Consider the following 13,702-nt stretch of genomic DNA (forward strand, 5'->3'; position numbering starts at 1 on the left):
CGTGGAGCGTTGCCCCCCTTTCGCCACGCTGACGGGGAGGCTGTCGCTCTTAGCGGTACTCGCAAAGGTAGGCGGTGTCCTGCTCGACCTTCAGCTGGAACTTGCTGTTGGCCGGCACGGTGAAGCGACTGCCCGCCGTGAAGGTTTCCCAGCTGTCGCTGCCTGGCAGCTTCACGGTCAGTGCGCCGGCGATCACGTGCATGACTTCCAGCTGGCTGGTACCGAACTCGTATTCGCCTGCGGCCATGACGCCGATGGTGGCCGGGCCTTCTGCCATGCCAAATGCGATGGACTTGACGGTACCGTCGAAATACTCGTTGACCTTGAACATGTGCGTCCTCGTAAGGGCGGGATAGATGGCCGGCCAGTATGCCCAAGGCGTCCATTGGCGTCACCTCTCCTGCAGCCCTCTAGCCGGCCATCACCAGCGGCAGCAGGCGTGCCGTATTGCGCGCGTCGGTGAGCGCGCGGTGCTGCTGGCCGCTGAAACCGATACCAGCCAACTGCAGCGCGGCGTTCAGGCCAACCGGGCGTGCCAGTTGGCGGGCCTTGGCGAAACGCTGCTTGAGGTTCAGGTGGGGCAGGCGCTGCAGATGGCTGGCCAGCTCGTTGCGTTGCCAGTCCTGCTGCAATTGCACGCGGTCGTAGTCACCCCAACTGCACCAGCCTTGCAGTCGCGCATGGTGCGGCTCCAGCCAGCGTTCGAACTGCTGCCAGACCGCGGGCAATGCCAGGGCCGCGTCGACGTCCGCCTGGCTGATATGGGTCAGGTCGCGGCAGAAACGGGTCAAGTTGGGGCGTCGCAACGGTCGCACGAAACGCTGGAAATGGTCGATCTCGTGACCATTGGCGTTCACCAGGCTGGCGCCAATCTCGATGATCTCCATGTGCTCGACCGGCCAGCCACCTTCTTCGGTGGTGGCTTCCAGATCAATGACCAGCCAATGCCCCATAGCGTCTCCTTGTCCGTTGCCCGGCGAATAACGCCCGCTCATCAGCGCTGACCTTCAGACCGACGAATGGCCGAATTGGTGCCGTGTATGAAATGCCATCATGCGTCTTGTGTCTTTCCAGGGCTGGCTATACTTTGCGGCGCGGAAGGTAATGTTTCCTCCTCTCTGAGTGATAGGTGCGTGTTTTCATGGATGACTCCGTGGTGCTTTTTGAGGATGAACCTCTAGAGGGTGCACATCAGCCGACGTGGCGCATTCTGACCGTCGACGATGATGCTGGCTTCCAGCGTGCGACGGCCTTTGCCATCAGCGAGATGGAGATTCTCGGGCGGCGGGTCGATATTCAGCAGGCCTTCAGCAACCGCGAGGCGGCGATGATTCTCGCCGAGCAGCAGGATATCGCCCTGGTGCTGCTCGATGTGGTGATGGAGACCGAGGATGCAGGCCTGCGCCTGGTCAAGACCTTGCGCGAAGTTATCGGCAACGCCGAGATCCGTATCGTGCTGCTGACTGGCGAGCCCGGCATGGCACCTGTGCAGGAGGTCATGCGGGATTACGACATCAACGACTACTGGTCGAAAAGCGAGCTGAGTGCCGAACGCCTGCGCACGGTGCTGACCACCGGCGTGCGCAGCTACTCGCAGCTCAAGGCGACAGCGCGTGCCCGTCGCGGCCTGCAGATGATCGTCGAGTCCAGCAACGCGCTGTTTTGCTCGAAGAACACCCGTGAGCTGTCGGCGAAGATTCTTTCCGAGATCGCCTCGCTGCTGGACCTGCAGGCTGAAGGCATCGTCTGCGTCAAGGCCAAGGAAGCCGCTCCGGGCACATTGCCCAACGCCCATGTGATCAGCGCCAGCGGCCGTTTCTATGGCTCCATCGACGGCGACCTCGATAGCCTCAGGGACGACGCCGTCGCCAGCGCGTTGCGCTGTAGCCTGCAAAAACAGACCACCCTGCGTTTCGACGACTGTACCGTGCTGTTCTTTCCGCGCTTTCAGGCCGGCGCGGATTACGCCTGCTATGTGGCCACCGAACGCACGCTGGACGATACCGAACTGGAACTGCTCGAAGTGTTCAGCGCCAGCATCAGCCGTGGCCTCTATAACGTGGCGTTGTTCAGTCGCCTGGAGGAAATGGCCTACCAGGACGACCTGCTGAAGATCCCCAACCGCAATGCGCTGATTCGCATGCTCGACATGACGCTGAACAGCCCGAACAAGCACGAGCGCGTGCTGGTGCTGATCGACATCGACAATTTTTCCGGCGCCAATACCGCGTTCGGGACGGGTTACGGCGATTTCATTCTTGGCCTGGTTGCCAATCGCCTGCGTGAAACCTTCGACAGCAACGTGCTGATCGCCCGGGTGCGTGACGACCTGTTCGCCATCCTTGGCCCCGAAGAGCAAGTGCGCGCCGAGGATATCGTGGCATTGTTCCGGCGTCCCAATCGCCCCTATGAACTGGGCCAGGTCCACAGCCTGAGCAGCGTGACGCTCTACCTGCGCGATTTCGACGATACCGCCAGCGTGGCGCTGCAGGATGCCCGGCTGACGCTCAAACAAGCCAAGCAACTGGGGCATGACCAGCATGTGGTGCATGATCGCCAGTTGCAGGGCGCTCATGCCGAATCCTTTCGCCTGCTGCTGGCGCTGAGAGATGCCGTGGCCAGCGACCTGATCAGTATCCAGTTGCAACCCCAGGTGGACATGCGCACGGGCGTAGTCACCGGCGTCGAGGCTTTGGCGCGCTGGTACCCGGCCGATGGCAAGCCCATACCGCCGCTACAATTCATACCGTTGGCGGAAACCACCGGCTACATCCTGCCGCTGGGCGATTTGCTGATGCGCTTGTCGCTGCAGGCTGCCAGGCGACTGGACGAAGCGGGGCACGGTGACATCCGGGTGGCCATCAATGTATCGGCGACTCAACTGCTGCAACGGGATTTCATCGAGCGGTTCACGTCGCACTTGGAAAGCGCCGGCGTGCGTGCCACCCAGGTCGAGTTGGAGATCACCGAGTCGGTGGCCATGCGCTCGTTCGAACTGGTCTGCGAACAGCTGCTGGCCTTGCGGCAGATGGGCGTTAAAGTGGCCATCGACGATTTCGGCACAGGCTTCTCGTCGCTCAGCTACCTGCGGCAATTGCCGGCCGATCGCCTGAAGATCGACCGCAGCTTCGTGCAGGAACTGAATGCCCAGGAGGACGGGCGATCGATCGCCGAAGCGGTGATTCAGATCGCCCAGCGCGTCGGCATGTCGGTCATCGCCGAGGGCGTGGAAAATCAGGAGCAGGCCGAGTGGTTGCAACAGCATGAGTGTGTCGAAGCGCAAGGCTATCTGTTTGCCAGGCCGATGCCCCTCGACAGTCTGCTGGTCTGGCTGACCGAGCGTGCGCGCCGGTGATCGCTCGCCGGGTTGCTGCGTGGCGCGCGGTGTTGTCGAAACCCCTGCCACGCAACCTGCTGGTGCTATTGCTGCCCTGGTCGCTGCTGATCATCGTACTCAGCGGATTGCTGTATGAACGGATGCTTGGTGATCGGCTCGAGCCGTTGCTGGAGGCGCAGGCGGACAGCCAGGCGGAGGGCGTCGCGGTACTGGAGCGGCATCTCGCCAGCCTGCGCGGCGACCTGCAGTTCCTCAGTCAGCAGCCGCTGCTGACGCGGGCGCTCAAGTACGCATCCGACGACAGTTATGTGGCGTTGAGCGAGCTGTTCGTCGAGTTTTCCGACAGCCGTGGCGTGTACCAGCGCATCCGCTGGCTCGATGAAACCGGCATGGAGCGCGTGCGGGTTGACGGCGGGGCCGGCAAGGCGAAGCTTGTCGATGCACCCAATCTGCAGAACGACTCCGCGGCATACTACTTCGTGGAAACCATGCACCTGTTTCGCGGTGAGTCATACCTGTCTCGCTTCGATCTGGATCGGCAGTACCGGGCGGATGGCACCATCAGCGCGCTGGTGCCCATATTGCGGGCCGCGGTGCCGGTATTCAGCGAGCGCGGTGAACGGCGCGGCATCCTGATACTCGACTATCGTGCCGAGCGGCTGCTTGGGCGGTTGCAGGAAACTTCGGTTGCCTACGGTGGTTCGCTGCAACTGCTTGATCACGAAGGGTACTGGATGCTGGGCGAGCGACCCGAGCATGCCTGGGGTTTCATGCTCGGCAAGCCTGAGCTGACCCTGGCCAGCCGCCAACCATCGAGCTGGCGACGGTTGCAGGAAAGCCAGCGTGGCTCGTTCATCGACAAGGCCGGATTCTGGACCTTCAGCCATTTCCGTCCGAGCGACGCCGCCTCAGCTACCTCGAACCAGGCGGACCACTGGGTGTTGCTGTCACACCTTCGCGCCGAACAGCTGAGCGCCTTGCGCCGCGATGTGCTGTGGCGAGTGCTGCTGTTCTTTGGCCTTCTGCAGGGCCTCGGCCTGTTGATCAGTGTGCGCCGCGCCATCGATGAAACGCGGCGGTTACGCGCCGAGCATGAGCTGTATGTCAGCAGCCAGGCGCTGGCGCTCAGCAATGAACAGTTGCAGCACACGGTGGATCAGTTGCAACGAACTCAGCGTGCGCTTCTACAGGCCGAGAAGTTGTCCTCGCTGGGCACCATGGTGGCGGGGGTCGCACACGAGTTGAACACGCCCATCGGCGCCGCCAGCGTGGCCGCTTCCACGCTGGAGAGGGCCAGCCAGGAGTTTCAGGGCGCGATGCGCGAAGGGCTGAAGCGCACGGCGCTGGAGCGTTTCGTGCAGCGCACCGATGACGGCTTGAGCATCATTCTGACCAGCCTCGAACGGATGGCGCAGTTGACGCGGGCCTTCAAACAGTTGGCCACTGACCGCGCCAGCACCGAGCGACGGCGTTTCGATTTGCGCGAGTTGGTCGATGAGGTCGTGCTGTTGCTGCAGCCAAAACTGCGACAGGGCATGCACCGCGTTGAACTGGAGGTGCCCCACGGCCTCATGCTCGACAGTTACCCGGGGCCGCTCGGGCAGATCCTGCAAAATCTGATCGACAATGCTCTGATTCACGCCTTCGGTCCGGGTACCAGAGGCGTGGTCCAGGTGCGCGGACTGATGGACGAGGCACAGCGCCAGTGTCTGATCGAGGTGATCGATGATGGCCAGGGCATGACCGAAGAGCATCTGCAAAAGATCTTCGATCCATTCTTCACCACGCGCCGGGGGCAGGGGGGACAGGTCTTGGCCTGCATATCACCCACCAGCTGGCGGTGGATATCCTCGGTGCCCAGCTGGACGTAGCCAGCACCCCAGGGCAAGGCTCGCGCTTCAGCATCCGCCTCGATCTGGGCTGATCACCGGGGCTGCCCGCAGCCTTCCTGACACGTTAGAATCAGCGTCGTTCAGCGCAGTGGTTCGCTCGAGGGTTCGTTTCATGCAATGCCGTCCCGGTTGTGGCGCCTGCTGCATTTCCCCATCCATCACCTCTTTTATCCCTGGCATGCCCCATGGCAAACCAGCTGGCATGCGTTGCGTAAACCTCAGCGAGGACAACCGTTGCACGATTTTCGGCCATCCGGACCGCCCCGAGGTATGTTCGGCATTCTCGGCCGATTACGATGTCTGTGGTACCGACCGTGAACACGCCATTCGTTTGATCGCCTGGCTGGAGGGCGCCACGGCCGCCGCTGTCTGACCCTACAGGATCAAGCTGGAGTGGAAGCATGTCGTTGACTCGATTGTTGTTAGCAAGCACCGCGCTGTGTATCGCATCAGCCGCCCACGCCGATGACTGGAAACTGGTCAAGGATGAGGAGGGCATCAAGGTCTACCTGGCTGACGTAGCGGGTTCGCCTTACAAGGCGTACCGCGGCGTGACGCTGATCAAAACCGAGATGAGCAGCCTCATGGCGTTGCAGGAGAATGTCGTGGCCTCCTGCGCATGGATCCACGAGTGCAGGGAGCAGCGCCTGCTCAAGCATGAAGGTGCCAGGAGCTGGACCTACGCGCGGTTCAACACGCCCTGGCCGGTGACGCCACGCGATTCGATCATCGAGGTAACGACCGAACAGGGTGCTGATGGCAGCGTAACCCGCACCTTGCACGGTGTTGCGGATTACCAGCCGCCGGAGCAGGGCTATGTGCGTGTCGCGGAGATAGAGGGCTATTGGAAGATGACGCCCAAGGCCGACGGCATGGTCGAGGTGGTCTATCAGGCGTATTCGGACCCGGGTGGGAGCGTGCCGTCCTGGTTGGCCAACAAGTTTGTGGTGGAAGCCCCGTTCAACACCCTCAAAGGCATGCGCGACAAGGCTCAGCAGTAGCCTTTGGTGGTAATCGAGCGCACATAAAAAAGCCCGCCGAACGGCGGGCTTCTCAGTGCCTGGGTATTGCCGATCAGTCGTCGCCACCCATGATGCCGAAGATCTGCAGCAGGCTGATGAACAGGTTGTAGATCGATACATACAGGCTGATCGTGGCCATGATGTAGTTACGCTCGCCACCGTGAATGATCGCGCTGGTCTGGAACAGGATACAGGCCGACGAGAACAGCACGAAGCCGGCGCTGATCGCCAGTTGCAGCCCGCTGATCTGGAAGAAGAAGCTGGCCAGCACGGCACCCAGCAGGACGAAGAAGCCGGCGGTGATGAAACCGCTCAGGAAGCTCATGTCCTTACGGGTGGTCAGCACATAGGCAGACAGGCCGCAGAACACCAGCGCCGTCATCATGAAGGCCGAGCTGACGATTTCAGCGCCGTTGGCCATGCCGATGTAGCGGTTGAGGATCGGACCCAGGGTGTAACCCATGAAGCCGGTCAGTGCGAAGGTGGACAGCAACCCCCAGCCGGAATCACGTAGTTTGGCGGTCAGGAAGAACAGACCGTAGAAGCCGATCAGCACCACGAAAATGTTCGGGTACGGCACGTTCGCGCGCTGTGCCATGAATGCCACGATGCCACTGAATGCCAAAGTGAGAGCCAGCAAACCGTAGGTGTTGCGCAGAACGCTGCTGACTGCGGTTTGTTCAACCCGTGAAGGGCTGTTTGCGTAATCTTGTTCGCGCATGGCGACACTCCTGATAAAGGCTATTGGTTCCGTGACCAAGGTCGAGAAGCATCATAACAGAGCCTTGGGTACTGCCCAATCAGAGTGTTTGACAGTGTGTTACGTTCCGGTAAGATGCCGCCCGCAGCCCATAAGGTTGCAAAGGAATGTTTCAGCAAAATGAAGTGTTCCATGTCGACCTGGAGGGTTGGCAGAGCGGTTGAATGCACCGGTCTTGAAAACCGGCGAACGTTAGTAGCGTTCCCAGGGTTCGAATCCCTGGCCCTCCACCAAATCGAAAATCCCGGCAACCCGCCGGGATTTTTTTATGCGCGCAAATAATGCCAAATGGCTGAACACGGCCCATTCGCCAGCCCTCGCCAGGTGCCGCCAGAAAGGCTGAGCGACGTTTTTTCGCACGCGTTGCCATCGCGTGATCGTGCGCACTGCACTGCACTGCACTGCACTGCACTGCACCAGGCTAGCGCGGCTCGGAACCATCGATTGCCATGGAATGCTCGGAGCCATAGCAGGGAAAGTGCAGGCGAAAGCAGCTGCCTTTTTCGGGCTCGCTTTCCACCGTGAGCTGGCCGTTCATTTCATTGACGAATCCGCGCACCATCGACAGACCCAGGCCGGTGCCCTTGCCATCCTGCTTGGTGGTGAAGAACGGCGCGAAAACCTTGTCCAGCACGTCGGGCGTCATTCCGCAGCCTGTATCGATGACGCTGATCACCGTATAGCTGCCCGGCTTGAAGTTGGAGTTGTGCTGCGTGAAGTTGGTACGGTCCAGGTGCGCCTCATGGGTACTTATCGTCAGCGTGCCGCCGTTGGGCATCGCGTCCCGGGCGTTGATCGCCAGGTTGAGAATGGCGCTTTCCAGTTGCTGCTTGTTGGCTTTCAGGAAGCGTGCCTCGGGGGCGAGGCTCAGGTTGAGCATGATCTTGCTTCCGACCGCCGTGCGGACCAGTGATGCCATGCCAAGCAGGATCTGGTTGGGATCGACGCGCTCCAGCCGCTTGGCGCGCTTGCGGGAAAAGCGCAGGAGGTTTTCCGCAAGCCCCGTGGCGCGCTCGACCGACTCCCTGCACAGCGCATAATATTTGCTCAGCTTGCCGGACTTCGCCGCTTCCACCTCGGTTTCCATGAGCGACAGGGCCATCGCCATGCTTGCCAGCTGATTGTTGAAGTCATGGGCAAGGCCGCTGGTAATCTGGCCCACCACTTCCATTTTCTGCGATTGGAACAGCGCGCTTTCCAGGTGCTGCTGGGCCAGTTCCTGTTCGGCCTGGTGGCGCAGATCCTGAACGCTGTTCATGAATCCGACCATCAGGCCCGTACCGTCGAACAGCGGCACGATGTTGGCCAATACCGGCACTCGGCTGCCATCACGGCGCTCGATGATGGTGCGAAAGTTGGTGATGGCTTTTTGCGTGACGAGAATTTCCGCAAGAGGCGTCTGCTCGTGGGGAACGTGCACGCCTTCGGGGGTGAGCAGTTTGTGGGCGCCGCAGAACTTGACCTGGGAGTCCTCCAGGATTGGCGCCTCACCCCAGATTTCGGCGGCCTTCTGGTTATAGGCCACGACCGTACCCGAGGCATCACACAGGTAAACACCCACCGGTAGGTGCTCTATGAGCTCGTGATTGAGCCTGGTCGCCAAAGAACTGCCTGCAGGTAACTGCACGCTTATGCTGAGCGAGTGGTTTGGCATGGCTTCTACTTGTGAGGGCGGCCGTTACGGAAGGCTAGATTAGTTCTATTCGTAACACCGCGCGAGAGATGTGGCCTTCACGGCAACCATGCAAGCGCCGACGATTGAGTGATGTACTGGCATCAGTCTTCCTGAGGCACTGTCCAGAACAACTGCACGCCATCATCGCGCCAAGCGATGGTGACATTGTCGTTTTCGGCGATCTCGTCAAGGATTCTGGCCCAGTCATCCGCGCTGTCGCTCTCGCTTTTAAGCAGAACCGCGGAGCGAGCGCGTTGTGCGGCGGGTGCGTTGATGGTGCGGGAAACGCGTGCAGCCAGGGCTTGGTAAGACGAAGGGGAGGCTGGGGCGGTATCGGCTGCCATGGGGTGGATCCTGCTTGCTGTATGTGCATACAGTAATTGTCGGGCGAGGAAAAGTCACCCTTGCTGGCAGAATTTAAATGCGCACCGGCATGCGCCAATGGCAGGCTGAGAAGTCGAAGGCCACGCGTTGGCCCCATGGCTTTCAGTTCGGCAGCAGGGCAGGGCTGATCCGGACGGGATCGCTCAATAGCCCAACGATCCCTTGAGGTCGGCATAGACAGCCGTCATCAGGATTTTGTTCTGCAACTGCGCCGCAGAGAGCTTGCGGGTTGCCACCAGGTTGCACTGCAGATCGAGGCAATCGACCTGCATGCCGTCCGAGGAAGTTTCCGTGACGATGTGATAGCGGCCAGCTGTTACGGTCTTGAGTTGCTTGATGAGCATGTCCATGCGGATTTCCTCGGTGTGTGCCACGGTCTGTAAATTCAGAGCCGTGCCTGTGCTCGGGCGTTCCGCATAAATTATCGGGCCTCGGCACCGGCGAGCAGAGGCGTTTACCACTGCATGACCGGGGCAACGGATGAATTTGCCCGAATGCTGGCCACTGGTGGTGGCTCATCGGTACCGGCTGCCTTGAACAGGGTGCGTGCAGGCACTATGTACCTATAATTGACGCTTGCGATTTGACGTTGGTGGCTAACTCAGGCGTCAGGTTTTTTGGTATGGTGATGTTTCCCATGCAGTTGCTGCGCGGCGTTCGCGCAGGTACGAGGTGTTCGTTTGATTAAGGTATTGGTAGTCGATGATCATGACCTCGTTCGTACGGGTATTTCACGCATGCTGGCTGACATCGACGGCTTGCAGGTCATCGGTGAGGCCAACTCTGGCGAGGAATCGCTGAAAAAGGTCCGTGAGCTGAAACCTGACGTCGTTCTAATGGACGTAAAAATGCCCGGCATCGGTGGTCTCGAAGCGACCCGCAGCTGATTCGCAGCCATCCCGACCTCAAGGTGATCGCCGTTACCGTCTGCGAGGAAGACCCGTTCCCGACGCGTCTCCTGCAGGCCGGGGCGGCCGGCTACCTGACCAAGGGCGCCGCGCTGGAGGAAATGGTCCAGGCCATTCGCATGGTGTTCGGTGGGCAGCGTTTCATCAGCCCGCAGATCGCTCAGCAACTGGCGCTCAAATCGTTCCAGCCGCAAAGCAGCAACTCGCCGTTCGATCTGCTTTCCGAGCGCGAAATTCAGATTGCCCTGATGATCGCCGGCTGCCAGAAGGTACAAAGCATCTCCGACAAACTGTGTCTGTCGCCCAAGACGGTCAATACCTACCGTTACCGAATTTTCGAAAAGCTATCGATCACCAGTGATGTGGAGCTGGCGTTGCTTGCGGTACGCCACGGCATGGTCGATGCCACCAGCTGAAGTTATCCCCGTGTTTGACGCCAGTGCCTTTCTTGCCACCTGCAGCGGTCGTCCAGGCGTGTATCGCATGTTCGATGCGAGCAGCAACCTGCTGTACGTCGGTAAAGCAAAAAACCTGAAGAAGCGCCTTGCCAGCTATTTCCGCAAGACCGGGCTGGCCCCGAAGACGGCTGCTCTGGTCGGCAAGATCGCCCAGGTTGAAACCACCATCACGGCCAACGAAACCGAGGCGTTGCTGCTCGAACAGACGCTGATCAAGGAGTGGCGGCCGCCGTACAACATCCTGTTGCGCGACGATAAATCCTACCCGTACGTGTTTCTGTCCGATGGCGACTATCCGCGCCTGGATATCCATCGCGGTGCCAAGAACCGCAAGGGCCGCTATTTCGGACCGTACCCGAGTGCCGGGGCGATCCGCGAAAGCCTGGCGCTGCTGCAAAAAGCCTTTCTGGTACGCCAGTGCGAAGACAGCTACTTCAAGAACCGTACCCGGCCATGCCTGCAATACCAGATCAAGCGCTGCAAGGCGCCCTGCGTGGCATTGGTCGAGCCGGCCGAATACGCCGAAGACGTGCGTCACTCGGTCATGTTTCTGGAAGGGCGCAGCAACGCGTTGAATGCCGAGCTGTCGGCGGCCATGCAGAAGGCATCCATGGACCTGGATTTCGAAAGGGCGGCCGAGCTGCGTGATCAAATGGCCTTGCTGCGTCGCGTGCAGGATCAGCAGAGCATGGAGGGCGGCACCGGCGACGTGGACGTTATCGCGGCGATGGTCAACCCTGGCGGCGCCTGCGTGCACCTGATCAGCGTGCGTGGTGGGCGGGTGCTGGGCAGCAAGAACTTCTTTCCACAAGTGGCCATCGAGGAAGAGGTACAGGATGTGCTCGTCGCGTTTCTTGGCCAGTATTACCTCGGCAGCCAGGAGCGAGACCTGCCGACCGAGCTGATCGTCAACGCGCCCCACGAGGATTACCCGACACTGATTGCCGCCATTCAGGCGCTGCGCGGCCGCGAGCTGGGCATCAGCTACCGAGTGCGTGCCACCCGCGCGCGCTGGCAGGCGCTGGCCGTCACCAACGCCGAGCAGGCCCTCAGCGCACGCCTGGCCAACCGCGAGCACATGGCTGGGCGTTTCGATGCCCTGGCGGAGGCGCTGGACATGGACGAAGTGCCGCAGCGCCTGGAGTGCTTCGACATCAGCCACTCCAGCGGCGAGGCGACGGTCGCGTCCTGCGTGGTGTTCGGTCCCGAAGGCCCAATCAAGTCGGACTACCGGCGCTACAACATCGAAGGTGTCACTGGCGGCGACGACTATGCCGCGATGCACCAGGCGCTCAGTCGTCGCTTCAGCAAGATCAAGCAGAACGAAGGCAAGTTGCCGGACATCCTGCTGGTCGACGGCGGCAAAGGGCAACTGGCCATGGCGCGCGAAGTGTTGACCGAACTTGAAGTGCCGGAACTGATTCTGCTCGGCGTGGCCAAGGGCACCACGCGCAAACCTGGCCTGGAAACCCTGTACCTCAATGATGCAGCTCACGAATTCACCCTGCCGGGCAACTCGCCGGCCCTGCACCTTATCCAGCAGATTCGCGATGAATCCCACCGTTTCGCCATCACCGGGCACCGCGCTCGTCGCGGCAAGGCGCGGCGTACGTCGAGCCTGGAGGAGGTGGCGGGGGTCGGTCCCAAGCGGCGCCGTGAACTGCTCAACCATTTCGGTGGTCTGCAAGAACTGTCCCGTGCGAGTGCCGAAGAAATCGCCAAAGCACCCGGTATTAGTAAAAAGCTGGCCGGTTTGATTTATGCCGCCCTGCACAGCGAGTAGAATGCCGCCTCACCTAACCGTCCAGTCGAGCCGATGAATATCCCCAACCTCCTTACGGTGCTCCGCGTTCTGCTGATCCCGATCTTCATCCTGTTGTTCTACATGCCATTTTCGTGGAGCTACTGGGCTGCCAGCGCGGTATTCGCATTTGCTGCCATCACCGACTGGCTCGATGGATACCTGGCTCGCCGCTGGGAGCAGAGCACACCGTTCGGTGCGTTTCTCGATCCGGTCGCCGACAAACTGATGGTCGCCACGGCACTGGTGCTGCTGGTGGCCGAGCATGCCAACCTGTGGCTGACAGTTCCGGCGACCATCATCATCGGCCGCGAGATCGTCGTGTCGGCGCTGCGCGAGTGGATGGCTGAGCTGGGGGCCAGGGCGCATGTCGCAGTCTCCAACCTGGGCAAATGGAAGACCGCTGCACAGATGGTGGCCCTGGTGATTTTGCTCGGCAATCCGCCGCTGTTCGGCTTCTGGGTGCTGATCGGTTATGTGCTGCTGATCATTGCCGCGGTACTGACCTTGTGGTCGATGGTGCAATACCTGCTGGCTGCCTGGCCGCATCTCAGCGTCACCGGAGAAAAGAAATAACTTTTTTGAATCAAGAGCTTGACTAGGCGTTGCGAAGCTATAGAATGGCGCCCGTCGATAAGACAAGCGGGAATAGCTCAGTTGGTAGAGCACGACCTTGCCAAGGTCGGGGTCGCGAGTTCGAGTCTCGTTTCCCGCTCCAGTTTCAACGGGCCGTCATGTACGGCCCGTTCAGTTTAAAGGCTGAGTAGCAGAGTGGTTATGCACCGGATTGCAAATCCGTGAACGCCGGTTCGATTCCGACCTCAGCCTCCAAACGCAAAGCCCCGTAGTTACTGACTACGGGGCTTTTTTGTGTGCTCGCAACGGCAGTAATGGCGCTATTGGTCTGGCTGCCAGGGCAGATTCAGGGCTCCTGTAGAGAGCCCTTACCGCGGCCCAAGCCGAGCGTCCGGAAACATTCGGCCTATCCTTGGCCGAGCGGCGCGTCTAAAAAAGCCCCTGTCAGGGCGATATGGGGTCGCTGGCCGGGAAGGTTTCTTCGAGCGCGTTATCCATCCGCGACTCCTTGTCTCGAGGCGGGCTGTCGGGTTTCGAGGCCGCTCCCTCCTGGCGTTCGGGATTCGGAGCGCTACGTTCGTCGTGACCCCCATCGCGTTCGCAGGAGCCCAGCAGGCTCTTCAGTTGGCAGTGGCCGGTGATGCCGCGTTTCGCGATCAGCACCGACGCCGCGAGCTTGATCAGGCCGCCGACGCCGCCCTGTCTGATTCCACTGCTGATGCCCATCACGCCAACCGCCAGTGACAGCAAACGTTCTGTGCCTTCAACATTATGATTTGTCTGCATGGAACACCTCATCGTCTATCCACGTTGGCCCCGGCTCAGGGGCTGTGAGAGTAATGAGGGATGCGCTAACGCAAGGTTCAGGCTCGCTTACCAGTGGTTGAAC

The 13,702-nt window shown here is 60.6% G+C and carries 12 protein-coding genes, 3 tRNA genes and 2 pseudogenes; 10 read left to right on the forward strand and 7 right to left on the reverse strand.

Annotated features, from left to right (window positions below):
• Positions 1 to 49: 49 nt before the first annotated feature.
• Positions 50 to 331 (reverse strand): pyrimidine/purine nucleoside phosphorylase, encoded by a 282-nt coding sequence (gene ppnP, locus ACZ0AV_RS01580; RefSeq protein WP_070883149.1) that lies wholly within the window; start codon positions 329 to 331, stop codon positions 50 to 52.
• Positions 332 to 410: 79 nt separating this feature from the next.
• Complete coding sequence (locus ACZ0AV_RS01585; protein ID WP_499149418.1) at positions 411 to 953, reverse strand: 3'-5' exonuclease; 543 nt, start codon at positions 951 to 953, stop codon at positions 411 to 413.
• Positions 954 to 1,141: 188 nt separating this feature from the next.
• On the opposite strand from ACZ0AV_RS01585, the gene ACZ0AV_RS01590 reads away from it, so the two are divergent.
• The 4 genes and pseudogenes from ACZ0AV_RS01590 to ACZ0AV_RS01605 all read left to right on the forward strand — a co-directional run bounded on the left by ACZ0AV_RS01590 (position 1,142) and on the right by ACZ0AV_RS01605 (position 6,230).
• Positions 1,142 to 3,355, forward strand: coding sequence for a putative bifunctional diguanylate cyclase/phosphodiesterase (locus ACZ0AV_RS01590; protein ID WP_499149419.1), 2,214 nt, complete (start codon positions 1,142 to 1,144; stop codon positions 3,353 to 3,355).
• Positions 3,356 to 3,477: 122 nt separating this feature from the next.
• Positions 3,478 to 5,261 (forward strand): annotated as a pseudogene (locus ACZ0AV_RS01595) (sensor histidine kinase).
• A gap of 80 nt (positions 5,262 to 5,341) precedes the next feature.
• Entirely contained in the window at positions 5,342 to 5,602 is a 261-nt protein-coding gene (locus ACZ0AV_RS01600; RefSeq protein WP_499149420.1) for a YkgJ family cysteine cluster protein, read from the forward strand.
• 28 nt (positions 5,603 to 5,630) lie between these two features.
• Complete coding sequence (locus tag ACZ0AV_RS01605) at positions 5,631 to 6,230, forward strand: START domain-containing protein (protein WP_499149421.1); 600 nt, start codon at positions 5,631 to 5,633, stop codon at positions 6,228 to 6,230.
• 73 nt (positions 6,231 to 6,303) lie between these two features.
• Here the strand turns inward: ACZ0AV_RS01605 and ACZ0AV_RS01610 are convergent, their stop codons facing one another.
• Positions 6,304 to 6,972 (reverse strand): Bax inhibitor-1/YccA family protein, encoded by a 669-nt coding sequence (locus tag ACZ0AV_RS01610; protein WP_499149422.1) that lies wholly within the window; start codon positions 6,970 to 6,972, stop codon positions 6,304 to 6,306.
• Positions 6,973 to 7,153: 181 nt separating this feature from the next.
• Between ACZ0AV_RS01610 and ACZ0AV_RS01615 the strand changes: the two genes are divergently transcribed.
• Positions 7,154 to 7,244: transfer RNA gene (locus tag ACZ0AV_RS01615), tRNA-Ser, on the forward strand.
• Between the two features lie 188 nt (positions 7,245 to 7,432).
• On the opposite strand, the gene ACZ0AV_RS01620 is transcribed toward ACZ0AV_RS01615, so the two are convergent.
• The 3 genes from ACZ0AV_RS01620 to ACZ0AV_RS01630 form a co-directional block, all read right to left on the reverse strand.
• Positions 7,433 to 8,665 carry a two-component system sensor histidine kinase NtrB gene (locus ACZ0AV_RS01620; protein ID WP_499149423.1) on the reverse strand — a complete coding sequence of 411 codons (1,233 nt, stop codon included), beginning with the start codon at positions 8,663 to 8,665 and terminating at the stop codon, positions 7,433 to 7,435.
• A 122-nt stretch (positions 8,666 to 8,787) separates the two neighbouring features.
• Complete coding sequence (locus ACZ0AV_RS01625; RefSeq protein ID WP_499149424.1) at positions 8,788 to 9,030, reverse strand: DUF1654 domain-containing protein; 243 nt, start codon at positions 9,028 to 9,030, stop codon at positions 8,788 to 8,790.
• A 183-nt stretch (positions 9,031 to 9,213) separates the two neighbouring features.
• Positions 9,214 to 9,420, reverse strand: a complete 207-nt coding sequence (locus ACZ0AV_RS01630) for a hypothetical protein (protein WP_499149425.1) — start codon at positions 9,418 to 9,420, stop codon at positions 9,214 to 9,216.
• 330 nt (positions 9,421 to 9,750) lie between these two features.
• Here ACZ0AV_RS01630 and gacA point away from each other — a divergent pair.
• The 5 genes and pseudogenes from gacA to ACZ0AV_RS01655 all read left to right on the forward strand — a co-directional run bounded on the left by gacA (position 9,751) and on the right by ACZ0AV_RS01655 (position 13,068).
• Positions 9,751 to 10,394 (forward strand): annotated as a pseudogene (gene gacA / locus ACZ0AV_RS01635) (response regulator transcription factor GacA).
• Complete coding sequence (gene uvrC / locus ACZ0AV_RS01640) at positions 10,381 to 12,219, forward strand: excinuclease ABC subunit UvrC (RefSeq protein ID WP_499149426.1); 1,839 nt, start codon at positions 10,381 to 10,383, stop codon at positions 12,217 to 12,219. The pseudogene gacA and the gene uvrC overlap by 14 nt, the downstream one beginning before the upstream one ends.
• 33 nt (positions 12,220 to 12,252) lie before the next feature.
• Positions 12,253 to 12,813: a CDP-diacylglycerol--glycerol-3-phosphate 3-phosphatidyltransferase gene (pgsA, locus tag ACZ0AV_RS01645; protein WP_499149427.1), complete on the forward strand. Its 561-nt coding sequence runs from the start codon at positions 12,253 to 12,255 to the stop codon at positions 12,811 to 12,813.
• Between the two features lie 66 nt (positions 12,814 to 12,879).
• Positions 12,880 to 12,955: transfer RNA gene (locus ACZ0AV_RS01650), tRNA-Gly, on the forward strand.
• Positions 12,956 to 12,994: 39 nt separating this feature from the next.
• Positions 12,995 to 13,068: transfer RNA gene (locus ACZ0AV_RS01655), tRNA-Cys, on the forward strand.
• Positions 13,069 to 13,257: 189 nt separating this feature from the next.
• Here the strand turns inward: ACZ0AV_RS01655 and ACZ0AV_RS01660 are convergent.
• Positions 13,258 to 13,599: a YgaP family membrane protein gene (locus ACZ0AV_RS01660; protein WP_499149428.1), complete on the reverse strand. Its 342-nt coding sequence runs from the start codon at positions 13,597 to 13,599 to the stop codon at positions 13,258 to 13,260.
• Positions 13,600 to 13,702: the final 103 nt, after the last annotated feature.

The organism is Pseudomonas sp. AC532 (assembly GCF_979258965.1).